The 25271-nt window shown below is 62.2% G+C and carries 34 protein-coding genes; 16 read left to right on the top strand and 18 right to left on the bottom strand.

Going from position 1 to position 25271, the window contains the following annotated elements:
* Positions 1 to 7 precede the first annotated feature (7 nt).
* From FHX06_RS07570 to FHX06_RS36005, 7 genes are all read right to left on the bottom strand, one after another.
* Entirely contained in the window at positions 8 to 541 is a 534-nt protein-coding gene (locus FHX06_RS07570) for an AAA family ATPase (protein ID WP_183878776.1), read from the bottom strand.
* Between the two features lie 53 nt (positions 542 to 594).
* Positions 595 to 1914 carry an ATP-binding protein gene (locus FHX06_RS07565; protein ID WP_183878774.1) on the bottom strand — a complete coding sequence of 440 codons (1320 nt, stop codon included), beginning with the start codon at positions 1912 to 1914 and terminating at the stop codon, positions 595 to 597.
* Complete coding sequence (locus FHX06_RS07560; RefSeq protein ID WP_183878771.1) at positions 1911 to 2588, bottom strand: response regulator transcription factor; 678 nt, start codon at positions 2586 to 2588, stop codon at positions 1911 to 1913. Before FHX06_RS07560 ends, FHX06_RS07565 begins: the two co-directional genes overlap by 4 nt.
* Positions 2585 to 3151, bottom strand: a complete 567-nt coding sequence (locus FHX06_RS07555; RefSeq protein ID WP_183878769.1) for a cytochrome b/b6 domain-containing protein — start codon at positions 3149 to 3151, stop codon at positions 2585 to 2587. Before FHX06_RS07555 ends, FHX06_RS07560 begins: the two co-directional genes overlap by 4 nt.
* A 3-nt stretch (positions 3152 to 3154) precedes the next feature.
* A complete protein-coding gene (locus FHX06_RS07550) occupies positions 3155 to 3421 on the bottom strand; it encodes a PepSY domain-containing protein (RefSeq protein ID WP_183878767.1) in 267 nt (88 codons plus the stop codon).
* Positions 3422 to 3541: 120 nt separating this feature from the next.
* A complete protein-coding gene (locus FHX06_RS07545; protein WP_162710230.1) occupies positions 3542 to 3910 on the bottom strand; it encodes an NIPSNAP family protein in 369 nt (122 codons plus the stop codon).
* Between the two features lie 180 nt (positions 3911 to 4090).
* Positions 4091 to 4225, bottom strand: a complete 135-nt coding sequence (locus tag FHX06_RS36005; protein ID WP_281413358.1) for a hypothetical protein — start codon at positions 4223 to 4225, stop codon at positions 4091 to 4093.
* A gap of 81 nt (positions 4226 to 4306) precedes the next feature.
* Here FHX06_RS36005 and FHX06_RS07540 point away from each other — a divergent pair, with 81 nt between their 5' ends.
* Complete coding sequence (locus tag FHX06_RS07540; protein ID WP_113209259.1) at positions 4307 to 5011, top strand: DNA helicase; 705 nt, start codon at positions 4307 to 4309, stop codon at positions 5009 to 5011.
* Positions 5012 to 5081: 70 nt separating this feature from the next.
* On the opposite strand, the gene FHX06_RS07535 is transcribed toward FHX06_RS07540, so the two are convergent.
* Entirely contained in the window at positions 5082 to 5975 is an 894-nt protein-coding gene (locus FHX06_RS07535) for a LysR family transcriptional regulator (RefSeq protein WP_183878765.1), read from the bottom strand.
* Positions 5976 to 6069: 94 nt separating this feature from the next.
* Between FHX06_RS07535 and FHX06_RS07530 the strand changes: the two genes are divergently transcribed.
* The 4 genes from FHX06_RS07530 to FHX06_RS07515 all read left to right on the top strand — a co-directional run bounded on the left by FHX06_RS07530 (position 6070) and on the right by FHX06_RS07515 (position 9235).
* Positions 6070 to 6477, top strand: a complete 408-nt coding sequence (locus tag FHX06_RS07530) for a cupin domain-containing protein (RefSeq protein ID WP_112547554.1) — start codon at positions 6070 to 6072, stop codon at positions 6475 to 6477.
* Positions 6477 to 7460 carry an aldo/keto reductase gene (locus FHX06_RS07525; RefSeq protein ID WP_183879216.1) on the top strand — a complete coding sequence of 328 codons (984 nt, stop codon included), beginning with the start codon at positions 6477 to 6479 and terminating at the stop codon, positions 7458 to 7460. The genes FHX06_RS07530 and FHX06_RS07525 overlap by 1 nt, the downstream gene beginning before the upstream one ends.
* Positions 7461 to 7485: 25 nt before the next feature.
* A complete protein-coding gene (locus tag FHX06_RS07520) occupies positions 7486 to 8226 on the top strand; it encodes an SDR family oxidoreductase (RefSeq protein WP_183878763.1) in 741 nt (246 codons plus the stop codon).
* 373 nt (positions 8227 to 8599) lie between these two features.
* Positions 8600 to 9235: a DUF1062 domain-containing protein gene (locus FHX06_RS07515; RefSeq protein WP_183878761.1), complete on the top strand. Its 636-nt coding sequence runs from the start codon at positions 8600 to 8602 to the stop codon at positions 9233 to 9235.
* 67 nt (positions 9236 to 9302) lie between these two features.
* Here FHX06_RS07515 and FHX06_RS07510 read toward each other — a convergent pair whose 3' ends face one another.
* From FHX06_RS07510 to FHX06_RS07500, 3 genes are all read right to left on the bottom strand, one after another.
* Complete coding sequence (locus tag FHX06_RS07510) at positions 9303 to 9830, bottom strand: NUDIX hydrolase (protein ID WP_183878759.1); 528 nt, start codon at positions 9828 to 9830, stop codon at positions 9303 to 9305.
* Between the two features lie 142 nt (positions 9831 to 9972).
* Complete coding sequence (locus tag FHX06_RS07505; RefSeq protein ID WP_112547558.1) at positions 9973 to 10977, bottom strand: inorganic phosphate transporter; 1005 nt, start codon at positions 10975 to 10977, stop codon at positions 9973 to 9975.
* The gene (locus tag FHX06_RS07500; RefSeq protein ID WP_183878757.1) at positions 10977 to 11621 is read right to left on the bottom strand and encodes a DUF47 domain-containing protein; all 645 of its coding nucleotides are present in this window, start codon (positions 11619 to 11621) and stop codon (positions 10977 to 10979) included. The genes FHX06_RS07505 and FHX06_RS07500 overlap by 1 nt, the downstream gene beginning before the upstream one ends.
* Before the next feature lie 114 nt (positions 11622 to 11735).
* Here FHX06_RS07500 and FHX06_RS07495 point away from each other — a divergent pair, with 114 nt between their 5' ends.
* Positions 11736 to 12278, top strand: a complete 543-nt coding sequence (locus FHX06_RS07495) for an NUDIX hydrolase (RefSeq protein ID WP_183879214.1) — start codon at positions 11736 to 11738, stop codon at positions 12276 to 12278.
* A 63-nt stretch (positions 12279 to 12341) separates the two neighbouring features.
* Here the strand turns inward: FHX06_RS07495 and FHX06_RS07490 are convergent, their stop codons facing one another.
* From FHX06_RS07490 to FHX06_RS07480, 3 genes are all read right to left on the bottom strand, one after another.
* Entirely contained in the window at positions 12342 to 13184 is an 843-nt protein-coding gene (locus tag FHX06_RS07490; protein WP_113211615.1) for an oxaloacetate decarboxylase, read from the bottom strand.
* A gap of 105 nt (positions 13185 to 13289) precedes the next feature.
* Positions 13290 to 14051: an ABC transporter permease gene (locus tag FHX06_RS07485; protein ID WP_113211614.1), complete on the bottom strand. Its 762-nt coding sequence runs from the start codon at positions 14049 to 14051 to the stop codon at positions 13290 to 13292.
* Positions 14048 to 14974: an ABC transporter ATP-binding protein gene (locus FHX06_RS07480; RefSeq protein WP_112547562.1), complete on the bottom strand. Its 927-nt coding sequence runs from the start codon at positions 14972 to 14974 to the stop codon at positions 14048 to 14050. The genes FHX06_RS07485 and FHX06_RS07480 overlap by 4 nt, the downstream gene beginning before the upstream one ends.
* Before the next feature lie 560 nt (positions 14975 to 15534).
* Here FHX06_RS07480 and FHX06_RS07475 point away from each other — a divergent pair.
* The 10 genes from FHX06_RS07475 to FHX06_RS07430 all read left to right on the top strand — a co-directional run bounded on the left by FHX06_RS07475 (position 15535) and on the right by FHX06_RS07430 (position 23565).
* Positions 15535 to 16479 (top strand): helix-turn-helix transcriptional regulator, encoded by a 945-nt coding sequence (locus FHX06_RS07475; RefSeq protein WP_113202451.1) that lies wholly within the window; start codon positions 15535 to 15537, stop codon positions 16477 to 16479.
* A 173-nt stretch (positions 16480 to 16652) separates the two neighbouring features.
* On the top strand, positions 16653 to 18059 hold the full coding sequence (locus FHX06_RS07470) for an adenylate/guanylate cyclase domain-containing protein (protein ID WP_113211613.1): 1407 nt from the start codon (positions 16653 to 16655) through the stop codon (positions 18057 to 18059).
* A gap of 110 nt (positions 18060 to 18169) precedes the next feature.
* Positions 18170 to 18493, top strand: a complete 324-nt coding sequence (locus FHX06_RS07465; protein WP_113211612.1) for a putative quinol monooxygenase — start codon at positions 18170 to 18172, stop codon at positions 18491 to 18493.
* Between the two features lie 137 nt (positions 18494 to 18630).
* The gene (locus FHX06_RS07460; protein ID WP_113015689.1) at positions 18631 to 18963 is read left to right on the top strand and encodes a DUF2282 domain-containing protein; all 333 of its coding nucleotides are present in this window, start codon (positions 18631 to 18633) and stop codon (positions 18961 to 18963) included.
* A 156-nt stretch (positions 18964 to 19119) separates the two neighbouring features.
* Positions 19120 to 20007, top strand: a complete 888-nt coding sequence (locus tag FHX06_RS07455) for a DUF692 domain-containing protein (RefSeq protein WP_113211675.1) — start codon at positions 19120 to 19122, stop codon at positions 20005 to 20007.
* A 10-nt stretch (positions 20008 to 20017) separates the two neighbouring features.
* Positions 20018 to 20992: a hypothetical protein gene (locus FHX06_RS07450; protein ID WP_113211611.1), complete on the top strand. Its 975-nt coding sequence runs from the start codon at positions 20018 to 20020 to the stop codon at positions 20990 to 20992.
* Positions 20992 to 21792: a DUF2063 domain-containing protein gene (locus FHX06_RS07445; protein ID WP_246715513.1), complete on the top strand. Its 801-nt coding sequence runs from the start codon at positions 20992 to 20994 to the stop codon at positions 21790 to 21792. The genes FHX06_RS07450 and FHX06_RS07445 overlap by 1 nt, the downstream gene beginning before the upstream one ends.
* Entirely contained in the window at positions 21789 to 22292 is a 504-nt protein-coding gene (locus tag FHX06_RS07440) for a DoxX family protein (RefSeq protein WP_113211610.1), read from the top strand. Before FHX06_RS07445 ends, FHX06_RS07440 begins: the two co-directional genes overlap by 4 nt.
* Positions 22289 to 22909, top strand: a complete 621-nt coding sequence (locus FHX06_RS07435; protein WP_112547569.1) for a sigma-70 family RNA polymerase sigma factor — start codon at positions 22289 to 22291, stop codon at positions 22907 to 22909. The genes FHX06_RS07440 and FHX06_RS07435 overlap by 4 nt, the downstream gene beginning before the upstream one ends.
* Positions 22909 to 23565 carry an NrsF family protein gene (locus FHX06_RS07430; protein ID WP_113211609.1) on the top strand — a complete coding sequence of 219 codons (657 nt, stop codon included), beginning with the start codon at positions 22909 to 22911 and terminating at the stop codon, positions 23563 to 23565. The genes FHX06_RS07435 and FHX06_RS07430 overlap by 1 nt, the downstream gene beginning before the upstream one ends.
* A gap of 31 nt (positions 23566 to 23596) precedes the next feature.
* Here the strand turns inward: FHX06_RS07430 and FHX06_RS07425 are convergent, their stop codons facing one another.
* From FHX06_RS07425 to FHX06_RS07410, 4 genes are all read right to left on the bottom strand, one after another.
* Positions 23597 to 24079, bottom strand: a complete 483-nt coding sequence (locus FHX06_RS07425) for a GNAT family N-acetyltransferase (protein WP_113015685.1) — start codon at positions 24077 to 24079, stop codon at positions 23597 to 23599.
* 93 nt (positions 24080 to 24172) lie between these two features.
* Positions 24173 to 24463 carry a hypothetical protein gene (locus FHX06_RS07420; RefSeq protein ID WP_112547572.1) on the bottom strand — a complete coding sequence of 97 codons (291 nt, stop codon included), beginning with the start codon at positions 24461 to 24463 and terminating at the stop codon, positions 24173 to 24175.
* A gap of 7 nt (positions 24464 to 24470) precedes the next feature.
* Entirely contained in the window at positions 24471 to 24707 is a 237-nt protein-coding gene (locus tag FHX06_RS07415; RefSeq protein ID WP_112547573.1) for a hypothetical protein, read from the bottom strand.
* Between the two features lie 198 nt (positions 24708 to 24905).
* The gene (locus FHX06_RS07410) at positions 24906 to 25268 is read right to left on the bottom strand and encodes a cytochrome C oxidase subunit IV family protein (protein ID WP_112968348.1); all 363 of its coding nucleotides are present in this window, start codon (positions 25266 to 25268) and stop codon (positions 24906 to 24908) included.
* Positions 25269 to 25271 lie beyond the last annotated feature (3 nt).

The raw sequence follows: 25271 nt of genomic DNA, 5'->3' as shown, positions 1-25271 counted from the left end.
GAAAAAATCACAGTTCCGGCAGCCGGCTCAACAGAAAATCCGCTCGCGCGGCGACATCGATCTTCGGCAGGATGACGACGTCGTAGCCCATTTCGGGATAGGCCGTGGTCAACCGGTCATATTCGGCAACCGCCTCTTCGAAACCATGCCGCCGCTCGGGGTCGTGGACATAGGTTTCCGGCCAGGGCGGCGTCAGAAACACCGTGTGGTGATAAGGGTGTTGATCCCGCAGCGTCTCCAGCATCGCCTTCCCGGTCGTGGCCTGAAGGGCAGAAGCGGCGTCGATCAGGCCGCGATCGAAAAACGTCCATCCGGGCTGGACTTGAGCGAGCTTCCGATCCTCGAGCGCCATCGCGATCGCCCGCCGGGCAAAGGCCGCCGGGTCGACCCAGGGCAAGGCAGCACCCTGCCCGGCCAGTTCCTCCCTCACGATGCGGCGTCCCGGCTCCTCGACGGTCGCGTAACCGCGCCGGGAGAGCTCTTCGAGCAATGTGGACTTCCCGCCGCCCGAGCAGCCGGAAATAACGACGCATTTGATCATGGAACTCTCCGATGAACGGATGATGAGGAAAGAAGCGCGACGCGCAGACGCGGCTATGTGCCGATCTCCAGGTCGAAGACATGACCCTGCCTGCCGGCCGAGCAGCGAAGCGAACCCCTGTGTATCGCAGCGATGCGCGCCACGATATCCAGCCCGATGCCCATCCCGTCGGCGCGTGCGGCGACATCGGCGCCCTGCCTCAGGTCTACCGGATGCCGATCCTCGACACGGATCAGATCATTGCTGACCCGCACGACGATGCCGGTATGGGCAGGCGTGTGGCGGACGGCATTGTCGATCAGGTTGCGAACGGCGTCCTTCAGCAGAGCCGGCACACCCTGCACGATGGCGGCATCGACCTGCGCGGAGAATTCCAGCGAGTGATTGTTTTCGTAGACCCAGGGCGCCAGCTGTTCCACCACGCTGGACGAAAGCTCGACAAGATCGACCTCCTCGAACATGCCGTGATCGAATGTATCGAGCCGTGCGAGCGCGGTGATCTGGCTGACGAAACGCACGAGATCATCGAGATCCGCTTCAGCCTTGCGCGCCCGCGGATGGTCGATATGGCCGAGCTCCAGCTTGATTGCCGCAAGCGGCGTGCGCACTTCGTGCGCGATGCCCGATGTCAGTATCTTCTGGGATTTCATCAGCTCGCCGACACGCTCGAAGGCCCGATTGACGGCCTCGGCAAGATGGGCGACTTCGCGCGGCATCTCCTGGAATTGCAGATGCGAGCGCGAATCCATCGGGTCGATCCGTTCGGCCGCGTCGGCCGCAATCCGCACCGGCTTCAGCGCCTGCCGCACGGAAAGCAGGGTGGCGCCGAGCACGAGCACCAGCAGAATGCTCATCGGCACGATCATATGCTCGATCACCTCGTTCCACAGGACGTCCGACACCACATCCTGCGGATCGCCCATCGTCGCGACATCGACGACGAAGCGCCGCTCCCCCACCATGAAGGCCCGCCCGCCCACCAGCGTCAGCGGTTTGCCAGGCTCGAGCGACCGCAGCCAGAAATCCGGCGGGTTGACATCAGGCGGCAGGAAGCGGCTCTCGCAGGCAGCGTCGCAGGACTGGAAGACGAACCCGCCGCCGGCCTCGCGGATGCGGGCCACATAGCCTGTCTGCGCCTGCCCGTAACGCCCCTCGACAGAATCGGGAAGCCGGTAGCGGATGGTGCCGTCCTCCACCGCAATGCCGGAGGCGAGCCGTTCGGTTTCCTGCTCCACGAAGAGCCGCGAGAGCTCCCCGACATTCCAATAGTAATCGGAAAAAACCACGGCGAGCTGCAGCACCATGGCCAGCACCGCAAAGAAGGCGATACGCCGGGTCAGGATCGCGCCCAGTGTCGGCGATGAGAGCCTCATGCACGCACCTCCCGCATCATGTATCCGACACCCCTGACGGTCTCGATCAGCACCTGTGTCGGATGCCCTTCGAGCTTTCTGCGCAGCCGGGAAACGGCAAGTTCGACGGCATTGCTGCTGCGCTCATCGCCGAATTCCGAGAAGGCATGTTCTATCTTGGGTTTGGGCACCACTTGCCCGCCATTGCGCATCAGCAGTTCCAGAAGGCCCTTTTCGGAAGGCGCGAGCGCAATCTCGTCGCCAGCGCAGATCACCTGGCGCGTGGCGAGGTCATATTGAAGGGCGGCGAATTCCAGCACCGGCATGACGGTTGACGGCGCGCGGCGCGTCAGCGCGCGGATGCGGGCGATCAATTCCCCATTGTGAAAGGGTTTTACGAGGTAATCATCCGCGCCGGCATCGAGCCCGGCGATGCGCTCGTCGACCGCGCCCCGCGCCGTCAGCACCAGGACCGGCATCTGGACCCTCGCGGCCCGGAGCGATTTCAGAAATGCGATCCCGTCCTCATCAGGCAGGCCGAGGTCGAGAAGCAGCAAGTCATAGTCCGCTTCCTGCAATGCAAGCCGCCCCTCCTGTGCCAGGGCGAAGGCATCGATCTTCCAGCCGGAGTCGTGGATGGCTTCGCAAAGCAGTTCGCGAAGCCGGGAACTGTCCTCGATCAGCAGTATCCTCATGCCCTCTTTCGACCCGTGACCATCGACCAGACGAGATTCTCCCTGTGCCTCCAGCTTTCGATGATGGCTGCACCCGCGTGGACGAAGGCAAGCACCATGATGCCGTTTGCGATCGTGCCGTGCAGTTTCTCCAGCCATTTCTCGCCCCAGAAGGCATCGAGCGTCGTCATCCAGCCGGTCAGCACCGTTGCCGCCAGCAATGCCATCAGCAGCAGCATCATGACCGATGCCAGCGGATTGTGACCAAGATAACGTCTTTCACTGCCGTCGATCATATCAAAGATCTGCTCCATCACCCTGCGCGGCGTCGGCAGGAAATCGGAAAAGCGAGCATGTTTTGTACCGACGAACCCCCAGAGGATGCGAATGACGATTGCCGTAGCGACGACATAACCCGTGATGCGGTGCCAGTATTTGCCCTCTTCGAGAATGAAGAGGTTGAGCGTGCAGGCTGCGACGATGATCCAGTGGAACAGCCTGACGACCGGGTCCCACACCCTGATCGTCTGCCCGGCGGCATCGGAGGGCACCTGGCCCTCCTTCTTCGACGAAATGGCTGTCATCGCTCAATCGCCCTTCTGGACGATATCGCCGGAGACCGGGTTGAAATAGACCTCGGCGCGTTCGCCGTTCTTGTCCTTGCCGTAGATCTCGTAGCAATTGCCGGTGATTTCGAAAGTCCTGACCTTGTAGCCCATGGCCTCGATCTTCGCCTTCATGGCGGCCTCCGGCATCCATTTGGATTTCGGCTCCTTCGTGCAGCTTGGGCTTGCAAGCGCCAAGGCGGGCGAGAGCGACAGGATTGTGAGAGCGGCGACCAGTTTCAGCTTCATGATTTTACCTTTTTGCAGAAGCCCCTTGCGGGCGACGGCAAACGGGTAGCGCGGCGAAGCTGTCTGTTTGCTGTCGGGGACGGAAGACGAGTTCCTGCCGCCGACAGCTGCCCTCGCCGTCTATTCGCTGCGCGGCAACGGTCGCAGAAACAGGCGCTCGTAGCTCTTGAACGGCGGATCGGCCCCGAAGCGCGCATTGGCCGCGATACTGTCCGGATCGGCGGCGACGCTGGCGCGGTAGCCGAGATAGGTCGGCTCGTCCGGAAAGGTGAAAAGAGCGATTGCGATATTGCCTGCCCCATCCGCCCCTGCACCCGGAAAGCTCAAACCCGCGCCTTCCGGCTTTTCGCGCGGCATGAAATAGCCGTGATGTGTTCCGCCATAACGCTCGATCAGCCGGACCCAGACCTCGGCATAGGCTTCGAATTCCATACGTTTCTTCGGGTCGAGGCGGTAACGCACCTCGCAGGTGACAGGCATGCTCGACATCAAGGACATTCCTCCCCCGTCACATATAGTTCACGAGCGGATACCTGCCATGGACACGCAGACGGATCTGAGGGAATTCCGGCAAGCGCGGCCGGTGCCTGGAGGGGGATCGAGCCGACGAGCGGGCCGCTTGCTCAGCCAGTGTGCAAGCCAGATGCTGATCAAGTTCACTCGGGAGCATCATGCGAGCGCGAAGGAAGCAAGCGCCAGAAACACCGCTGGATTTTCCAGCTTGCCGCGAATCGCGCCGCTCGCTACGTCTTGGGCAAGGCTCGACCCAAGCCTCCTCCCTCCATCCGGGAAAGCATCGTCCATGCGGGGCAATCCACCATCGAACCATCTGTTCGAGCACCGCATAAGGAGGGGTTGCGTTTCCGGCTCGCAATGGAGGTTTGAATGAAACTGTCTGCACCCATCTATCAGCTGAAGCGCCGGGCGAAATTGCTGGCGCGTACGGATACGATCCCGCTTCATCAGGCGCTCGATCGTATCGCGCAGGAGGAAGGTTTTACTGCCTGGAGCCTGCTTTCCTCGCAGCATGAGCCATCTGCATCATCCATGCTGTCGCAACTGGCAGATGGCGATCTGCTGCTGATCGCCGCCCGTCCGGGCCACGGCAAGACCCTGCTTGGCCTGCAGCTTCTGCTCGATGCCGTCAGCCAGGCACGAAGGGCAACCTTCTTCACGCTCGAATATACCCATCAGCAGAGCATGAACCGCATCCATGCCCTGCCCGAAGGCGAAGCAATCGGGGACAGGATCGAGATCGTCACCTCGGATGAGATCAGTGCCGATTATATCATCCGCCATCTCGCGGGCGCGCCGCGGGGAACAGTCGCCGTCATCGACTATCTGCAGCTTCTCGACCAGCAGCGCAGCAAGCCGGCCCTGTCGGAGCAGGTTTTGGCCCTTCAAAGCTTCGCCCGGAATACGGGGGTTGTGCTGGCCTTCATCTCGCAGATCGACCGGTCCTTCGAGGCCGGCGGCAAGGGCTTGCCGGATCTTGGGGATGTGCGTCTGCCGAACCAGCTCGACCTCGGGCTTTTCACCAAGGCGTGCTTCCTGCACAACCGGGAAGTCCAGCTTCAGCACATAGCCTAAATCATCGCGGGGGCCGTTATCCGTCAGTTGCCGGCCTCCGGCTTTCTCGTGACTGTTGACGTTTCAGCTCTCAGCCGCGATAGCGCAAGGAATCCACCACTATGGCGAAGGCCGGCGTCTGATGGCGCCGGCTGGGATAGTAGAGGTGGAAGCCGGAAAAGGGTGGACACCAGTCTGCAAGCACGCGGGTCAGGCGGCCCGCCTCGAGATCGTCGCGGACGCGGTCCTCCAGCACGAAGGCGAGACCGGCACCGGCAATGGCCGCCTTGACGGCCAGCGCGCCGCTGTTGACCGCAAGCTGGCCCTCCACCCGCACACGCAGTTCACGCCCGCCCTGCTCGAATTCCCAGGCATAGAAACCACCGGCCGTCGGCAGCCGCAGATTGATGCAATTGTGCTCCGTCAGCTCATGCGGTGTGCGCGGGCGGCTTCGCTTCTCGAAATAGTCGGGGGAGCCGACGACGGCCATCCTGACATCCGGGCCGATCCGCACGGCCACCATGTCCTTCGCAACCTGTTCGCCGAGCCGCACGCCGGCATCGAGACGCTCGGCGACGATATCCGTGAGGCCGTTATCGACAACGATTTCGATCGCGATATCGGGATATTGCGGCAACAGCTTCTGCACGGCCGGCATGAGGACCAACTCGGCTGCCTGTTCGCCCGCCGAAATGCGCACGCTACCCGAGGGTTTTTCGCGCAGCGCGGATAGCTGCGCGAGTTCCGCACTGATCTCCTCAAGCCGAGGCCCGACAGATTGGATCAGACGCTCGCCTGCATCCGTCGGCGACACCTTGCGCGTCGTGCGGGTGAGCAGCCGCAGACCCATGCGCTCTTCGAGCGCGCGCACCGTCTGGCTGAGAGCCGATTGCGAAACGCCGAGCAAGGCGGCGGCTCGCGTGAAGCTGCCCTCGCGCGCGACGGTCAGGAAAGCGGAGATATCGTCGAGATTGGTCCGGATCATTCATAAGCTGCCCTAATAGGTTCATGCGGATTTTAGCTTCTAATAGCAGAACTGCGTAGACGCTAAATGAAGATCGGCAGGAAAGGATACGCCCATGCAGATCAAGCGCAGCGGCTTCGCACCCTCGGTTCCGGGTCCGGAAGCCTTTTTCACCGGCACTGTGCGTCTCGACGCCCGTTTCGACAGCGACGATCCCGACCGGGTCGGCGGTGCCACCGTGACCTTCGAGCCGGGCGCACGCACCGCCTGGCACACCCATCCGCTCGGCCAGACGCTGATCGTCGTCTCCGGCCTCGGCTGGGCACAGCGTGACGGCGGCCCGATCGAAGAAATCCGGCCGGGCGACATCGTCTGGTTCGCACCCGGCGAAAAGCACTGGCACGGCGCCACTGCAACCACCGCCATGAGCCATATCGCTATTGCCGAAAAGCTCAACGGCAGTCCGGTCGACTGGATGGAAAAGGTCACGGACGACGAATATCACCGGATGGAGACACGATGATGCAGAAACGCAAACTCGGAACGCATGGTCCCGAAGTCTCGGCGCTCGGCCTTGGTTGCATGGGCCTGAGCTTCGGTTACGGCCCGGCAATGGAAAGGCATACGGCGATTGCTCTGATCCGCACTGCCTTCGAGCATGGCGTCACCTTTTTCGATACGGCGGAAGCCTATGCCCAGGGAGCCAATGAAGAATTGCTCGGCGAAGCACTCGAACCGTTCCGCGGAGAGGTGGTGATCGCCACCAAATTCGGCTTTCGGGACGGCGATTCCAGCAAGGGTCAGGACAGCCGCCCCGAGCGCATCCGGCAGGTGGCGGATGCCGCCCTGAAGCGATTGCGTACTGACAGGATCGATCTCTTCTACCAGCATCGCGTCGATCCCGAAGTGCCGATGGAAGAGGTTGCCGGCGCGGTGAAGGAGTTGATCGCTGCCGGCAAGGTCAAGCATTTCGGCATGTCGGAAGCCGGGGTGGATTCGATCCGCCGGGCCCATGCCGTCCAGCCGGTCGCCGCCCTGCAGAGCGAATATTCTCTCTGGTGGCGCGAGCCCGAGAAGGAGATCCTGCCGCTGCTCGAGGAACTCGGCATCGGTTTCGTGCCCTTCAGCCCCCTCGGCAAGGGTTTCCTGACAGGCGCGATCAGCGAGAGCACCAGTTTCGACAAGACGGATTTCCGCAATGTCGTGCCTCGCTTTTCGGAAGAGAACCGCAAGGCCAATCAGGGCCTCGTTGCGGTGCTGAGTGGGATCGCCGCCGCCAGGAAGGCGACACCGGCGCAGATCGCGCTCGCCTGGCTGCTCGCCCGCAAGCCATGGATCGTGCCGATCCCCGGCACCACCAAGCTGCACCGGCTGGAGGAGAATATCGGCGGCGCAGCGATCGAACTCACGGCACAGGATCTGCAGGAAATAGAGACCGCATTGTCTGGTGTCACCGTGCAGGGAGATCGCTACCCGGCCCACCTGCAGGCCCGCGTCGGCCGATAGGCTGCCAGCACTGAAAGGAATTACCATGACTGACAATATCAAGGGAAAGACGGTCGTCATCACCGGCGCCAGCAGCGGCCTTGGCGAAGCGACCGCCCGTCGTCTCGCCAACGCCGGCGCCAAGGTGGTGCTGGGCGCCCGCCGGATCGACCGCCTGAAGGCACTGTCCAGTGAACTCGGCCTCCCCGAAGGCTCCGCCATCGAAACCGACGTGACCGAGGCCGGACAGGTCAAACACCTCGTCGATCAGGCCGCGCGTCTGCACGGGCGGATAGACGTGATCGTGAACAATGCCGGTCTGATGCCGCACTCGCCTTTGGAGCGCGGCAAGATCGACGATTGGGACCGGATGATCGACGTGAACCTCAAGGGCGTGCTCTATGGCATTGCCGCCGCCCTTCCGCACATGACGGCGCAGAAAAGTGGCCATATCATCAACGTCTCGTCGGTCGCGGGACACAAGGTCCGCCCCGGAAGCGCGGTCTATGCGGCGACCAAGACAGCCGTGCGTGTCATCTCCGAGGGCCTGCGCCAGGAGGTGAAGCCCTATAATATCCGTACGACGATCGTCTCGCCCGGTGCGGTAGAGTCGGAACTGCCGCAGAGCATTACCGAGGCCGATGTCGCGGCCGGCATCGCCGATTTCTATGAACGTTATGCCATCCCCGCCGACAGTTTCGCGCGGGTCGTCGCCTTCGCGATCTCGCAGCCCGAGGAAGTGGATATCAACGAAATCCTCTTCCGCCCGACGGCGCAGGAGCTTTGATAGAGCTTCAGCGGGAAGTTGCAGAAATGCCGCATGGGGCAGCCTTCGTCTCTGCCATGCGCCGTACGTCTCCCTCTCCCGCCGATTGTTTGCTATTGATCCGCTCGAAGAGCATTGGCGCATCGAGGTAGACTTTGCCTAAGTAAGAACCGGTCTCAACCCAGTTTCACCCGTACGGCCTGGCGGCTATGGCTGCCGGCGTATGAATACGTTCATCGGGTGGCGGCAAGAGACCGGTTTGGCATTGTTCCGATCGCCAGTAACAGCCCCGCTGTCTCTGCTCTTCAGCCACCCAAAAGCATCGCCACGCCGCGCCCGACAGGGCTTTCTCTCGCGCCATCTTGGTGAACTTCCGAACGGAAGACCAAGACTTATGTGCGATACCCTACGGGTCCGATGGACCGTCACGCCGAAAACCGCTCCCCAGCCCTGGATTGCCTGTGGCGGATGCGGCGGCTTCAGAGCCTTTCGATCCAGCGACAAGATCCGGCTCAATGCCAATGGCCGCCGGCTGGATGCCTGGCTCATCTACAAATGCCTGGCCTGCGACAAGACCTGGAACCGGCCGCTCTTCGAGCGTCAGAATGTCCGCGATATCGATCCGGCCGTTCTGCACGCGCTGCAGTCCAACGATCCCGAATGGATCCGGACGGAGAGCTTCAACATCGAAGCCCTGAAACGCAAGACCGAGCGCATCGACGAATTCCCGGAATTCGACCTCGTCAGGGAGGTGCTGCGCGAGACTGCCGGCTGGACACGGATGGAGATCGAGTTGGCGGTGCCATTGCCTGTCGGCATACGCCTCGACCGCCTGCTGGCCTCCGGGCTGGAGATGTCGCGCACACGGCTGCAGGCGCTCCACGAGAAAGGCCTGCTCCGGGCGCATCCGGATCGCGCCGGCCTCCTGCGGCGGCGCATCAGGACCGGCGTCGAGGTGATGGTCGACCTTTCAGCCGTCCCTGACCGTGAGCTCTCCTGGGGCCCTCTTGCAACCGGCAGTCCCCGCTAGTCTCTCAACGCAAAGGCCCGCAATGGCGGGCCTTTGCAACTGCGCCTGCCCGCCAGGGCGGCGGCGATCAGGTCAATCCTGGCAATGCGGCGAGCGACACGGCTGCATCGGCCCGCGGCCGCCGTCCATGGATGCGATGGGGTTTCAGTCGGTCCTGCGACGTCAGCGGATTGTCCGCATCGATTGCGCGGAAGATCTCCTGCAGTTCGGGCTCATCGACGAGAGAGGCCGCGTCCGCCGGCGAAATCCAGATCTTCTGCCTCTCCCCATATTCGCGGAAATGCGTGGTCTCGCTCTCCAGCCGCAGCAGATGCACCGAAACCGTCAGCGGCTGCTCCTGGTCCTTCAGATAGCTGTAATAGCCGAGCAGCTTCTTCCTGACCTTGCCCCTGACGCCGGCCTCTTCGGATGCCTCGCGCTGGGCGCAGCGATAGGGCTTTTCCTTCTTCTGGAGATAGCCTTTCGGGATCACCCATCGTCCGGTATCGCGGCTGGTGATGAGCAGGACGCTCAGCCTCCCGCCTCTTTCCACGCGGCAGCAGATGACACCGCACTGGTCGACCCCGCGGCGGCCTGTCCTTGCCGGAGTTTCCACATTCAATTCCGATAAATGCCTGTATGGATGCATCTTTCGCTCGTCTTCGCCTTCTCCTTGCATGGAGAATAGAGCGCAACATCGGATCGAAAATAGTAGCCCCTAAAATTAAGGTATCCGGTGCATCCGGCGGCCGTCGACCTCAGGCAAACAGGCTTGCAATTCCATAGCAGGCGGCAGCGATGGCAGCGGCAGCCGGCATTGTGATGACCCAGGCGATGACGATATTGCCGGCGACACCCCAGCGCACGGCCGAAAGACGCCGCGCTGCTCCCACTCCGATGATCGCGCCGGTGATCGTATGCGTCGTCGACACGGGAATGCCGAGCCAGGTCGCCGCAAACAGCGTCAGCGCGCCGCCGGTCTCGGCGCAGAAACCCTGCATCGGATTGAGCCTTGTGATCTTCGAGCCCATCGTATGCACGATCCGCCAGCCGCCGAAGAGCGTGCCGAGCGCCATCGCCGACTGGCAGGAAATGACCACCCAGAGCGGCACATGGAAGCTCGGGCCAAGCTGACCCTGGCTGAAGAGAAGAACGGCGATGATGCCCATCGTCTTCTGCGCGTCGTTGCCGCCATGGCCGAGCGAATAGAGCGATGCGGAGACGAACTGCATGAAGCGGAAGGTGCGATCGACGGCAAACGGTGTCTGGCGCACGAAGAGCCAGGAGACGACGAGGACGAAGAACAGCGCCAGCAGGAAGCCGATCGCCGGTGACATGAAGATAGCGCCAACCGTCTTCAACAGGCCGCTCCAGACGATGGAGCTGAAGCCGACCTTCGCCCACCCTGCCCCGACGAGCCCGCCGACCAGTGCATGCGAGGAGGAAGAAGGAATGCCGAACAGCCAGGTGACGATGTTCCAGACGATCGCCCCCATCAGCGCCGCAAAGATCACCTGCGGGGAAACGATGGCCGGATCGATGATGCCGGTGCCCAGCGTTTCGGCGACATGAAGGCCGAAGAACAGGAAGGCGATGAAATTGAAGAAGGCCGCCCAGCCGACGGCATATTGCGGCCTGAGGACCCGGGTGGAGACAATGGTCGCAATTGAGTTTGCCGCATCATGCAACCCGTTGAGGAAATCGAAGAACAGCGCAACACCGATGAGCCCGATCAGCAGCGGAAGGGAGAGAGAGGCTTCCATCAGACGTTCTCGATGACGACGCCGCTGATTTCATTGGCCACGTCCTCGAACCGGTCCACGATCTTTTCCAGATTGGAATAGATCTCGCTGCCGATCATGTAGGCCATGGCATTGCCGCTGGCGCCATGCCGGCGATAGAGGTCCTTCATCCCCTCGTCATGCAACTCGTCGGAACGCCCCTCGACCCGGGTGATCTCCTCGGCGATGACGGCAAGCCGCTGCGCATTGGCGCCCATCTTGTTGAGAAGCGGGATCGCCTCCGCCATCAGGGCCGCCGCCTTGACGATCTCGCCGCCCATGTCCTGCATCAGCGGGTCGAAACTCGTCCGCTCGAACAGGCGGATGATCTTCACCGTCTTGTGCATCATGTCGATCGCATCGTCCATCGACTGGATCAGGTCCTTAATATCGCCGCGATCGAAGGGTGTGATGAAGCTGCGCCTGACGGCCACAAGCACTTCGCGGGTGATCTCGTCGGCCTGGTCCTCGAGCGCGATGATCCGATCGCAATTTTCCTGAACCGCCTCGCCTTTCAGCAGCCTTTCCATGGCATGCGCGGCGGCGACGACCGTTTCCGAATGCCGGCAGAACATCTCGAAAAAGCGGTCCTCCCGCGGCATCATCTTGCGAAACACGCTCATCATCTCGGGCGATCCTTCCTGAAGCGGACATGGCAGTCACAAGAGACTGTCATAAATCTGTCATAAAACGTCGCAGGCAATTGATCGAAAATGCAGAAATTGACAATGCTTGATGTCATGAAATCCAGCAAAAAAGGCGCAAAACCTCGCGCCGCCACCCCAAAGCCGCTGCTGAAGCAACTTGCCGAAAGGCCCGAGAAGCTTTTCTCCGGCGCCTTTCGCCAGCAATATGGCGCTCTCTGCTTCCGTTATCGAAACAACGATCCCGAAAGCGCTCATCGCGAAATCGAAGTCCTCGTGGTCACCACCCGCGACAGCGGCCGCTGGATCATTCCCAAGGGCTGGCCGATGAAAAAGAAGAAGCCGCATGAGGCGGCCGCCATCGAGGCCTGGGAGGAAGCCGGCGTGCGCGGGACGGTCAGCAAAAAGCCGGTCGGCCGCTACACCTATCTCAAGGAACTGGACGATGGCGACGTTGTTCCCTGCATCGTCGATATCTTCCAGATCGAGGTAGACCGCACGCAGGGGCAGTTCCGCGAGGTCGGCCAGCGCGTGCTGGACTGGGTGAGCCCGGATGAAGCGGCCCGACGCGTACGCGAACTCGAACTGAAGTCTTTGCTTGTCGATTTCCGCCCGAGGTACGGCAAGAAGAAGGGCTGACTGGCAGACATCGGGATTTTGTCAGCCCTTATCGATCCACAATGAGATGCCATCGATCCAGCCCTACTCCCGGTCGCCCCGCTTCTCCTGCGACATGAGTCGGCTGAGCGTGGCCGCCGGGATCGCCTCGGCCGCATAGTCAAAGGTCCCCGATGATTTCACCTCCTCGGCCGCCCGCAGCAGTGCGCCGAGCGCCGCGCGAGCAAAGGATCCGCCCACGCTCACCCGGCGCACGCCCGCCGCCGAGAGTTCGGCAACGCTATAGCGCGGCCCCTTCAGCCCCATTACCACATTGACCGGCTTGTCCACGGCAGCGCAGACGGTTCGGATGGCGTCGATATCGGGCAGTCCGGGCGCGTAGAGCACATCGGCGCCTGCTGCCGAGAAGGCTTGCAGCCGCTTGATCGTGTCATCGAGATCGGGCCGCTCCCAGAGAAAATTCTCTGCCCTCGCCGTCAGCAGGAAAGGCAGTTTCCGCGCGGCTTCTGCCGCCGCCTGGACCCGCTCGACGGCGTGCGAGAGATCATAGATCGGCCTTGCCGGATCGCCGGTGGCATCTTCGATCGATCCGCCGACCAGCCCCGCCGCAGTGGCCAGCCGGATCGTTTCGGCGCAGATCTCGGGTGCTGCGCCGAACCCGTCTTCGAGATCGGCGGATACTGGAAGATCGCTCGCCCCGACGATCTCTGCGGCATTGTCGAGGATCTCGCCGCGCGTCAGGCTCGCAAAGGAATCCCGCTTGCCCTTCGAAAAGGCATAGCCAGCGCTGGTCGTCGCCAGGGCCTCGAAACCAAGGCCTGCCAGGATCCGCGCCGAGCCGGCATCCCATGGGTTCGGAATGACAAATGCCTCATCCCGATGATGCAGCGCCTTGAACCGCTCGAACTTCGTCTGTTGCTCCGCCACGACTCTCCTCCTCCGCCTGTAACAGCGGGGTCAGACTAACAGTCGCGAACAAAATGTGAACAACTTTGTGCCGCCTGTACGGATTTTGCCGGTGGTGGTCCCCCGTCAGTTCCGCAGCCTGTACCCGGTCTTGAATATCCACCCGAGCGTGCTCAGGCAAATCACCAGAAACAGCGAGATCATCCCGAGGCTGACCAGCGGGTTCACATCCGCAATCCCGTAAAAGCTCCACCTGAAGCCACTGACCAGGTAGAGCACCGGGTTGAAATGGCTCACCGCCTGCCAGAAGGGCGGCAGCATGTTGATCGAGTAGAAGCTGCCGCCGAGGAAGGTCAGCGGTGGCACGACCAGCATGGGGATGAGGTTGAGCTGCTCGAAATTCGTCGCCCAGATGCCGATCATGAAGCCGAACAGGCTGAAACTGATTGCCGTCAGCAGGAAGAACAGCACCATCATGAACGGGTGCTCGATGCGGACATCGACGAAGAGATTGGCGGTCAAGAGGATGATGACGCCAATGATCAGGCCCTTGGTCGCCGCCGCCCCGACATAGCCGATCAATATTTCCGTCATCGCGACGGGCGCCGAGAGAATCTCGTAGATCGTACCGGTGAATTTCGGGAAATAGATGCCGAATGAGCCGTTGCCGATGCACTGGCCGAGCAGCGTCAGCATGATGAGGCCGGGCGTGATGAAGGCACCGTAGGAGACGCCCTCAACCTCCTGGATGCGCGAACCCACCGCAGCGCCGAAGACGATGAAATAGAGCGAGGTGGAAATGACGGGCGAAATGACGCTCTGCAGCAGCGTGCGCCGCGTGCGCGACATCTCGAAATAATAGATCGACTTGATCGCCTCGAAGTTCATTTTGCGGCTCCTACCAGCGATACGAATATGTCTTCGAGCGAGCTTTGCCGCGTCGAGAGATCCCGGAAATGGATGTTGTTCTGGCCAAGCCGCGTCAGAAGTGACGCTACGCTCTCGTGCTCGTTGCGGGTGTCGAACTCATAGACGAGGCGATTGCCCTCGGCTTCGATCGACAGGCCGTTGCCGGCAAAGCAATCGGGGAGTTCCTCAAGCGGGTCGTTGAGTTCGAGGATCAGCTGCTTGCGGCCAAGCTTGGCCATCAGCGCCTGCTTGTCTTCCACGAGCAGCAACTCGCCGCCGTTGATGACGCCGACGCGATCGGCAATCTCCTCGGCCTCTTCGATATAGTGCGTCGTGAGGATGATGGTGACGCCCGAGGCGCGCAACTGCTCGACGACATGCCACATGTCCTTGCGCAGCGTCACGTCGACGCCCGCCGTCGGCTCGTCGAGGAAGAGGATGGAGGGCTCGTGCGACAGCGCCTTGGCGATCAGCACGCGCCGCTTCATGCCGCCCGAGAGCTGGCGCAGCGTATTGTCCTTCTTGTCCCAGAGGGACAGGTCGCGCAGCACCTTCTCGATATGGGCCGGATTGGCCTTCTTGCCGTGCAGCCCGCGCGAAAAGCTGACCGTATTCCACACCGTCTCGAACTGGTCGGTGGTCAGTTCCTGCGGCACCAGGCCGATCAGGGTGCGCGTAGCGCGGAAATCCTTGACCACATCATGCCCGTCGACCACGACCGTACCGCCGCTTGGATTGGCGATGCCGCAGATGATCGAGATCAGCGTCGTCTTGCCCGCCCCGTTCGGCCCAAGCAGCGCCAGGATTTCGCCCCGCTCGATTTCGAGATTGATGCCCTTCAGCGCCTGGAAGCCATTTGCATAGGTCTTGGTGAGATTTTGGACGGAAATGATCGGTGCCATAGGCGCTCTTTGCGGATTTCGTGCGATTTCGGCCGCTATATAGCCCCTTTGTGAAAGTTTGACATCCCGGGCGGGCCGAACACTGAATTCACACCATCAGCCTATCCGCCGACAATGCCCGGACGCCTGTCCACAGCCCAGATCGGACGATCAAAAGAAAATCGTCTGCCGGAGGCCCATGTCATCAAGCGGTGATGTTCGTCCTTCATAAGGAAGCCCGAGGACAGCACCGGTCTCCGCCCGCCGCCCACCCCTTTGCGGAGCCGCCCTCATGGCGATCTCGTTACGCCTTTTGCTGCCCTCGGCATTGCAGTGAAATTTATTGTCAGTCACGAAATGCAAGGAACCGGCTCAGTATCCCCTGTTTAGCCGCGTTCGTCTAAGCCGGCCTTGGGCCGGCTTTCTTTTTTTCAGCAGACGAGAACCGATCCGCGAAAAAAGGTCTCCGGCCCACAGCGCCCTGCCCGTCTGCCGCCTGCATTTCTGGTAGCAGGACACTTCAACCCGCCGCCAAAAACCTCTACCCTGACCCCAGCGCAACCTGGATTGGCCGAACCGTCATGAACGAGCTGCACACCATTTCGCCGTCAGGACAAAAGCTCGTCTCCATCGAAGAGATCGTCGACATCAAGCCGCGAAGGCCGCTGGCGACGACACGGGACCGGGGATGGAGCGGAGTGACGGTCGATCTCTATCGGCCGCGGCTCGATTGTTCACAGACCTATCCGGCTCTCGATCACCATCTGATTTCCTATTGCCCCTCCGGCCGCGCCCGGCTGGTCCAGCGGCGCGATGGGGTGGTCCATGAGGGCACGATTTCGGCCGGCATGTCGCTTCTGATGCCGGCGGGCTGCGTATCGACCTGGGAGGGCCGCACGCCGACATCGGCGCGGTTGCGCGTTCCGGCGCGACTGGTGGCAGCGGCCGGCGAGGAACTTGGGTCGCGCGCAGCGGCAGGCATCGAAATCAGGAATATATTCGAAACCCGCGACAGGCTGATCGAGCATATGGCACTCATACTGCTTGCCGAACTGGAACAGCAGGCCCATCCCGCCCAGGCGCTGATCGTCGATCAGGTCTCCGCCGCCCTCGCCGCGCATCTCCTGAGAGCCTATAACGCCTTTGGCATTGCGGAGCGCCGTACGCTGCCCGGCCTCGGCAAGGCCGAGATCGAGCGCATCACCAGCTATGTCGAGGACAACCTCGACCGGATGATCGGGCTTGCGGAACTGGCCGCCCTCGTCAATGTCAGCCGCTTTCACTTCGCCCGGCTTTTCAAGCAAAGTACCGGCGTCAGCCCGATCGGCTTCGTCGAGCAGCGCCGGATCGAGCGCGCCCGGATGCTGATTGCCGAAACCGATACGTCGCTGGCGGAAGTGGCCCTTGCGACCGGCTATTCGGACCAGAGCCATTTCACAAGGCGTTTCCACCGCCTGACGGGCGGCACGCCCGCTGCTTTTGCGCGCGAGCACGGACGTCGGCTGCGCCGGCGCCCGCCGAACTAGGACTCTACTGTGCTTGAAGCATGCGGCCGCCTGGACGTTCGGTCCGTGTTTCGCTCCAGCGCACGAAAGGTTACCTTAAGGCGAAAAATAAACGGGTCGCCTGCCTGCCATTGCCGACCTATTGTTGTTCTTCTCGGCCCCGCTTTTCGGGCCGCATTCTGATAGGATGAGCGATGCCTGATATAGCCAACCGCGTCATGGCCGTGCGCCAGCATGTCGACGAAACCGTTGCCGCCGCGATGGCGCGTCTTATTGAGGAAGCGCCGGATTTTGGCCTGAACCGCGTCAATCCGCTGGCCTTTGCGCGCACGAACGGGCTCGGCGAACAGGAGAGCATCGCCGCCTTCCTGCATGCCACCCAGCACGGCCTTTTCGAACTCTCCTGGAACGTCGTCTGCCAAAGCTGCGGCGGCGTGCTTTATCAGGCGGAGTCGCTGCAGGGCATCGACCAGCATCACTATAATTGTTCCTTCTGTGCGCTCGATTGCGAACCGACGCTCGACGAGACCGTGGAGATCACCTTCACGGTCGACCCGCGCATCCGCCACATCGCCGCCCACGATCCCGACAGCCTGCCGCTCTGGGACTATACGCGGCAGATTTTCTGGAGTTCGGGCAGCGATCTGCCCGAGCATCTTGCGCCCATCGTCAGCGAGGTCGTCCTCGACGCGTTCGAGATTGCGCCGGGTGCGCGCATGGGCCGCCAGGTTCAGATGCGCGAGGGCGTGGCGATCCTCTTCGATCCCGTGACGCACAGCTCGCGATTCCTGGAAGTGAGCGGCGAACCGGCCGAAGGCCAGCGCCTGTCGATCGAGCTCGACGATGCGCACCAGGCCGGCGAAACGCTGCGGGTGGCACCGGGCCTTCTGATGCTCGATCTCGAAAACCGGACGAACCGGAGGACAATGCCGATCCTGTGGATCGCCGGCAAGACGCTGGAAGCGATCCTGACGCGGCGCGTGCCTGTCCTGACCGCCAAGCGGCTCCTCACGCACCAGACTTTCCGGGATATCTACCGTACCAATGTTCTCGATCTCAACCAGCGCTTCAGGATCACCAGCCTGACCTTCCTGTTCACCGACCTGAAGGGATCGACCGAACTTTATGAGCGGATCGGCGACCTTGCCGCTTTCGATCTGGTACGCTCGCATTTCCAGCTCATGCATCAGGTCGTCTCCGCCCATGGCGGTGCGGTGGTCAAGACCATCGGCGATGCAATCATGGCAACCTTTCCGACTCCGGCGCAGGGCGTGGCCGCCGCACTCGACATCCGCAAGGTGATCGATGAACTCAACCGGCGCGACAGTCGCGACGACCTGTTCCTGAAGGTCGGCCTGCACAGCGGCCCGTGCCTTGCCGTGCTGATGAACGAGCGGCAGGATTATTTTGGTCAGACGGTCAATCTGGCATCGCGCCTGCAGACGATCGCCACCCCGGACATGATCTTTGCAACGACACCGGTGGTCGAGGATGAGGAAGCGCGCACGTTGCTTGCCGCGCGTGGTCGCAGCCTGCACGGCACAACCGCTTTTCTACGGGGGCTCAGCGGCGAAATACCGGTCTACGGCATTCCCGCCTGAACTGAACGTCAGGCGGCAGCAAGCCGGCACCAGAAACCGCAACACCCTTCAATACTGACCCGGATTTTTCACCCTTAATGGCTCGGACGGGCCACTGAGGGGAATCTACGATGAACGAACTTGCCGCCGTCATTCCGTTCCGCGCCAGGACCGGAAGCGGAGAAGAAGTTGCGCGCCTGATTGCAGACGCGCTGCCGCATGTCGAAACCGAGGCCGGCACGACGACATGGCTCGTGCTGCGCTCCGAGGCCGATCCCGACCTGATCTTTCTCGTCGATCTCTTCGCTGATCCTGAAAGCCGCGATGCGCATATGAGCGGGCATGCAGCAAAGCTGATCCTTGCGAGCGTGCCGCCGCTGCTTGCCGAGCCGCCCTCCATCCATCCGGCAACGGTCGTTGCACGCAAACTCGCCTCTGGAAAAGGCAAAATGTGAGCATCCTGGCGCGGATCAGAACAGCCGCTCGGCACAGGTAACCTTTCTGCCGCCAGAGCGAACTTCAAGACAGGCGGGTCACACCGCCCAGACGACTGAACAGTCCTCTGTCCATCATCGAAAACCGGAGAATAACAATGTCCAATCGCATGTTGTCCACGCTTGTCGTCGGCGCCTTCGCCAGCGCCATCGGCGCCCTCTCGACCCTGCCGGCCGGTGCGGAAGAATTCACCGACGCGCAGAAGAAGATTCAGGCGGAACACACGGCCCTGGTCAAATCCGGCAAGGTCGAGCCCTGCTTCGGCACGGCGCTGAAGGGCCAGAACGATTGCTATGCCGGCGCCGGCACGACCTGCGCAGGCACGAGCACCGTCGATTATCAGGGCAATGCCTTCAAGCTCGTTCCGAAGGGCACCTGCACGACGATGTCAACGCCGAAGGGCGCCGGCAGCCTCACTCCCAAGGTCTGATCCGACGCCGATCCGGGAGGCCTGCTCGGGCAGAACCGGATGACCGCCCGCCGGAACACTGCCCCGAGGACCGACATCCTCCGAAGACTTGCCTCCCGAAAAGACCGGCCCGCTTCCGTGCGGGCCGGTCCCATCCAGACCGATGCCAGGTGCCCCATGCAAAATCCAGACGTTGCCTTCTCTGACGGAGAGATGCCGCCCCGCGCCGGTATCGGCCTCAAGGCAGAGCATTACCGCCATATCATCTTGACCTTGCCCGATATCGGTTTCTTCGAGGTGCATGCGGAAAATTACATGGGCGAAGGCGGCCCGCCGCATCGCTATCTCGCCGCCGTGCGCGAACATTATCCGCTGTCGCTGCACGGCGTCGGCCTGTCGATCGGCGCCGACCGGCCGCTCGACAGGAAGCATCTTTCGCGGCTGAAGGCGCTGAACGAGCGCTATCGGCCCGCACTCTTTTCCGAGCATCTTGCCTGGTCATCGCATGATGCCGGCTTCCTCAACGATCTCCTGCCGCTGCCCTATACGAATGAGACACTCTCTCGCGTCGCCGGCCACATCGACGAGGTACAACAGGTGCTCGGCCGGCAGATGCTGCTCGAAAACCCTTCGACCTACCTGGCCTTTGCCGAAAGTACCTGGTCGGAGATCGATTTCATTGCCGAGATCGTGCGTCGCACGGGCTGCGGCCTGTTGCTCGATGTCAACAATGTCTATGTCGCCTCCACAAACCAGTTTTGGGACCCCATCGCCTATATCGATGCCTACCCGCTGCATCATGTCGGAGAAATCCATCTGGCCGGCCATGCGCGTGAAGCCGACGAGGAAAACCGGCCGCTGCTGATCGACACCCATGACCGCCCAGTCGATGCCATCGTCTGGGATCTTTACGCCCATGTGCTCTCCCGCATCGGGCCGGTGGCGACACTGATCGAATGGGATGCCGACCTTCCGGAGTGGCCGGTTCTGGCCGGTGAAGCAGCCCGTGCCGAAGCCCTGATGCGTGAGGCCGCATCCGGAGAGATACGCTCGGCCGCCGAATGAGGGTTGATCCATGACCGGCCACCGAGTTGCTGTCTACTACGCCTGGGATCGCTCGCGGGAAATCGAAGCGCCCTTGGGCATTATCGAAAACCGCTTCCCGGCCCTCTTCGAAAGCCGCCGTATCCTCTATCCGCACTATGAGGAGCTGGCCGACCCCGAGCGTTTCGACCAGGGCATCGCCGGCTTTCTCGACGAAATCCTGCGCAGGAATTTCGAGGCCTTCGTCGAGCAGGCAGAGGCCGAGACCGGCCATGCAGTGCTGGAAATGCAACGCGGCGGCGAGGAAGGCGTGACCGTCAGGCTCGACGCCCGGATTCTCGAAAGTGCCGACACGGTCATCGTCATTTCCTTCGATTCCCAGCGCACAGGCCAGCGGGCCGACAGCAGCGAGATCGAGGCGGTCACAACCTTTCTTTCGAAGCCCGGCAACATGCTCTTCATCTGTCCGCATCACGATATCGGCAATGTCGAAGATGCAGCGGCGGCTGACCGCACCGAAATCCAGACGGAACACTTCCTGCATCATGGCGACCGCACCATTCCGCCGCAGCAGCGCTTCGGCGGCTTTGCCCGCTCGCTTCTCTCCGGCCTCGGTCTGCCCGTCGAAAACCGCTTCGGCCTCCACCCGGCAAGCGAACCGGATGGATCGCCGAGCCCGATTGCAGTCGAGCATGATCTCGACCGACATGGGCTGCTTGCGGGCGTGACGAGCTTCAACCTTCATCCGCATTTGCCGCATTTCGAGCGGCTCCGCGAAGCGGTTGACAAGCTCGATGTGATCGCCTGCCAGAAGATAGATCCTGATGCTCCCTCGCATCGCTTCACGCGGGATGGCCGCTCCACTTTCGATGCGATGCTGCAATCCCGTCCCGGCCTTTTCGGCGGCGATCTCCTCATCGCCGACGCCACGCTCTGGAGCTCCACCGCCGGCGGTCTCGATAACCTGCGCCGGTTCTGGCGCAATGTCGTCACACGGGGGACCTGATGATGCCGTCGACACCTTCGACCGCCAAACGCCAGCATGATTTTGCCGCTGCCCTTCTGGACCCCGCGCAGCCCCTGCCCGAAGGTCTGGTCGGGCCAGACGGCCGGCCCAGCCTGAAGCGCTTCAACGTCTATCGCAACAATGTGGTCGCCGGCCTGACGGCAACGTTGAAGGATGCGTTTCCGGCCGTGGCGCGCATCGTCGGCGAGGAATTCTTCCTCGCCATGGGACGCATCTATGTGGCGCTCGATCCGCCGGCCTCGCCGATCATGCTCGACTATGGCTGCGGCTTTGCCGATTTCATCGAAACCTTCGAACCGGCTGCAAGTCTGCCCTACCTTGCCGATGTGGCGCGCATCGAGCGGGCCTGGGTCGAGGCCTATCATGCAGCCGAGGCCGAACCGATCGAGAGCGCCGCCTTCACGCGGATCAGGGCGGGCGACCTGCCATATATGCGCGTGACGCTGCATCCGTCGCTACGCATCGTGCGCTCCTCCTTCCCTGCGCTGACGATCTGGCAGATGAACATCGCCAATGGCGAGCCGGCGGAGGTGGATATATCGGCAGGCGGCGAAGACACACTGCTCCTTCGCCCCGGTCCAGATGTCGAAGCGCGCGCGCTGCCGCCGGGCGCCGCCGTTTTCATCACCGCTCTCGGCAAGGGACGGACGATGATCGACGCCATGAAACAGGCGCTGGGCGACAGCCCCCGTTTCGATCTGCCGGCATGCCTTTCCGGCCTGATGGCGGCCAGCGCCTTCACCACTTTTGCCATCACATCCGGGAACGGCAGCGCATGACTGACAAGAGCTTTACGCCGACAGCACTTTACCTGCGGCTTCTCGACATCGTCGGCCTGATCGGCATCGCCGTCGCCCCGCCGGTCGTGCGCATCGCGCTTGCCCTGCCCTTCCTGCGTTCGGGACTGACCCGCTGGGACGGCTTCCTGCAGCTCTCGATCGGCACACAATTCCTCTTCGAGGAGCAGTTCAAGCTGCACATCCTTGGCAATCTCTATGGGTTCCCAGCCCCCGATACGGTCGCCTTTCTCGTCGGCTGTGCGGAGATCGTGCTGCCGGTCCTGCTGCTAGCCGGTCTCGCCACGCGCCTCGTCGGCCTTGCGCTCCTGATCATGACCGGAGTGATCCAGCTGGTCTTTCCGGACGGTTGGGTGAATTTTCACCTCTACTGGGCAGCCCTTGCGCTCGCAGTCGTGACGCTCGGCCCCGGACCTCTGTCGCTCGACTATCTCGTGTCGCGCCTGTTTGACCGCCCGCGCGAAAGGCGCGCACCTGCATGAGCGAGGAGCGCGGCGACCGGCTGAAACTCGTCTCCTCCCGGCCGGCGGGCTCCGACATCAGGAGCACACGCCACCGCGATCTCGACTGGACGATCCTGATGGCCCGTGCCCAGGATGGTGATGGCGCCGCCTATCTTCGCCTGCTGCAGGAGATCACGCCCTATCTGCGCTCGCTGGCGGTGCGCTATCATCGCGATCCGAGAGACGTCGAGGATACGGTTCAGGATATCCTGCTGACCCTCCATTCGATCCGCGAAACCTATGATCCAACGCGGCCCTTCGCCCCCTGGCTCGTCGGCATCGCCAACCGCCGCGCCTTCGACCGGCTGCGCCGGCAGGGCCGCCAGCGCGCCCATGAATTTCCGCTGTCGAGCGAACATGACGCTGTTGCCACCAGCGACAATATCGAGGAAGCTGCCAACCGGATTCATCTCGAAGGCGCAATCAGCGACCTGCCGCCGGCCCAGCAGCAGGCGATCAACATGCTGAAACTGAAGGAAATGTCGCTGAAGGAGGCTGCGAGCGAAAGCGGAATGTCGATCACGTCGCTGAAGGTCGCGACGCACCGGGCGCTGAAAAGCCTGCGCAAGATCCTGCTTGATCGTGGTGAGCCGTAATGGAAACCGCCGATCTCATCCGTTCTCTCGCGGACAATGTCAGCCCGGTGAAACGGCTGCGGCCGCCTCTGCTGCGCGCCGCCCTCTGGCTTGCACTCGCTTTCGTGCTGATGGGCATCCTGACCATGATCCATGGCCTGCGGCCGCAATTTGCCGAGCGCATGACCGATATCATCTTCCTGACGGGCATGCTGTCATCGCTCGCCACGGGTATTCTCGCCGCCATCGCCACCTTCATGGTCAGCCTTCCTGATAAATCGCGCCGGTGGATGCTGCTGCCACTCCCGACCCTCGTCCTCTGGATGGCCAATATCGGCTATCAGTGTTTTGCCGGCTGGGTGGCGCTGCCGCCGGGCGCCGTTACCGTGGAAGCCGCGTCCAGCTGCCTGCTGACGCTAGTGGTCACCAGCATTCCGCTCACATTGTTGATGCTGATCATGCTGCGCTATGTCGCCTTCCTGCGGCCGGTCTCCGTCGCGCTCATTGGCAGCCTCGCCGTCTCGGGTATCACATCCTCGGCGCTCGCCATGTTTCATCCGCTGGACGCAACGATAATGGTGCTCGGCTGGAATCTCGGCACTGCAGTGCTCTTCGTGGCGATCGCCGCGTTTGTCGGGCGCAACGCGTCGCGGCGCGGCAGGCGCACGCTTCCCTGATCAAAGGCTGACGTGTAAAGCGCGCCCCTCGTCAAAGATCCCGGTACATGACGAGCGCGTCGACAAAGCCAAGGGTCGGATGCCGGAACGCCCCGGGCAGCCGGCCGACCACCTGAAAGTCGAGCGACTGCCACAGCCGTACTGCCCGCTCGTTGGAACTGACGACGAAATTGAACTGCATGGCCCGGAAGCCGCGCTGGCGTGCATGGGCAAGCGAATGCTGGTGCATGATGCGCGCCACACCCTGCCCCGCCGCCGCGGGTGCCGTCATATATCCGCAGTTACAGACATGGTTGCCGCCGCCCGCCTGATTGGCCCTGATGTAATAGGTGCCGATAATGCTGCCGCCGTCATCGGCGACGAAGGTTTCCTTGCCGGGGTCGAGCCAGTAGTCGAGCGCATCGGCCTCGCTCATGTCGCGGTCGAGCGTATAAGTTTCGCCTGCCCGGATGACAGGTTCCAGGATCGTCCATATAGCGCTGCGGTCTTCCGCTCTGGCAGGTCGGATCAGCATGGCCGGATGTTGGCATGAGCAGATGCTGCTCCGCAACTGCGGCATGGTGCCTGTAGGGCGGCGGCGGAACAAGAAAACGTGACGGCAGATGCCTCAGTCGTGGATGCTGTCGAGGATATCGTCGAGAAGACGCTCGGCATAACGCATCGTTTCGAACTGCTCGTCGGGCGACAGCTTGTGCGCGACGCATTCCGCGCGGATGGCGGTCCTCAGCTTTGCCAGCAGGGCCGCCTGTTCATAGGGCGTGAACGCGCTGTCGCGCACGGTGATCTTCGCGATTGTCTCCAATATCGCGATCCGCCCTTCCACCTGCCTCGCCGAGCCGACATAGTATGGGTGGTGCGACCTGAGGTTCCGGCGCGGGAATGTCACGACATTGCTCATCGGCCGCTCACAGGGCCGGTGTCTTGAAATCGGAGCCTGACAGCGAGGTGTGCAGCTTGTATTCGCTGTCGGCACCCTGCCGGTAAAGGTCGATTGTCACACGCGCGAGTTCACGTGCCTCCGTGCAGTCGCGCGACAAGCCGCGTTCCGCGCAAAGCCTGTCGAAAGCCTTCTGCACGATCGCAAGCTCCACGGCACCGATCCAGCGGTCCGCAGGCGCATCCGTTCCGATCTTCGGTTGCATGATCTCCTCCCGATCGCTCCATAAAGATGCTGCCAAACGCATGAGGTGGCAGAGAGTTCCACACAAAAAACAGGACGCAAAAATATTCCTCGGGGTCGCTCCGCAGGGCCGGAATCACGGCCTGCAAGCCAGCCCGCGAGCGCCCCGGAAGGAAAAACAAACGCATTGAAACTTTCTGCGTTTCCCTTTCCCGGGCCCCTACTGCCCGGCGCCAAAGAAGGCGAGCCGGGTGAAGATCGTATAGTCCGCTTCCGAAACCATCAGCGCCACGAAGACAAGCACCAGCAGCGGTGGCAGCAGGATGGCATAGACCAGCGCCAGCCGTTCCCAGGCCATGTGCATGAAGACGGCGACGATGAGCCCCGCCTTCAGCATCATGAAGAGCAGGATCAGCGTCCACCTGAGATGGCCCTGGATGCCGAGATAATCGACCATGTAGGAAAAGGCGCTGAGCACGAAAAGCAGGCCCCAGACCACCAGATAGAGCCGGATCGGGTGCTGCTGTCCGTGTTCCTGTGCCTGTACCGTCGGGCTTTGCGCATGTGCCGTTGTCTCGCTCATGAC

Origin of the sequence: Rhizobium sp. BK512 (genome assembly GCF_014194915.1) — a bacterium.
Lineage (GTDB): Bacteria > Pseudomonadota > Alphaproteobacteria > Rhizobiales > Rhizobiaceae > Rhizobium.
This window is presented reverse-complemented; position numbering and strand designations above follow the sequence as displayed.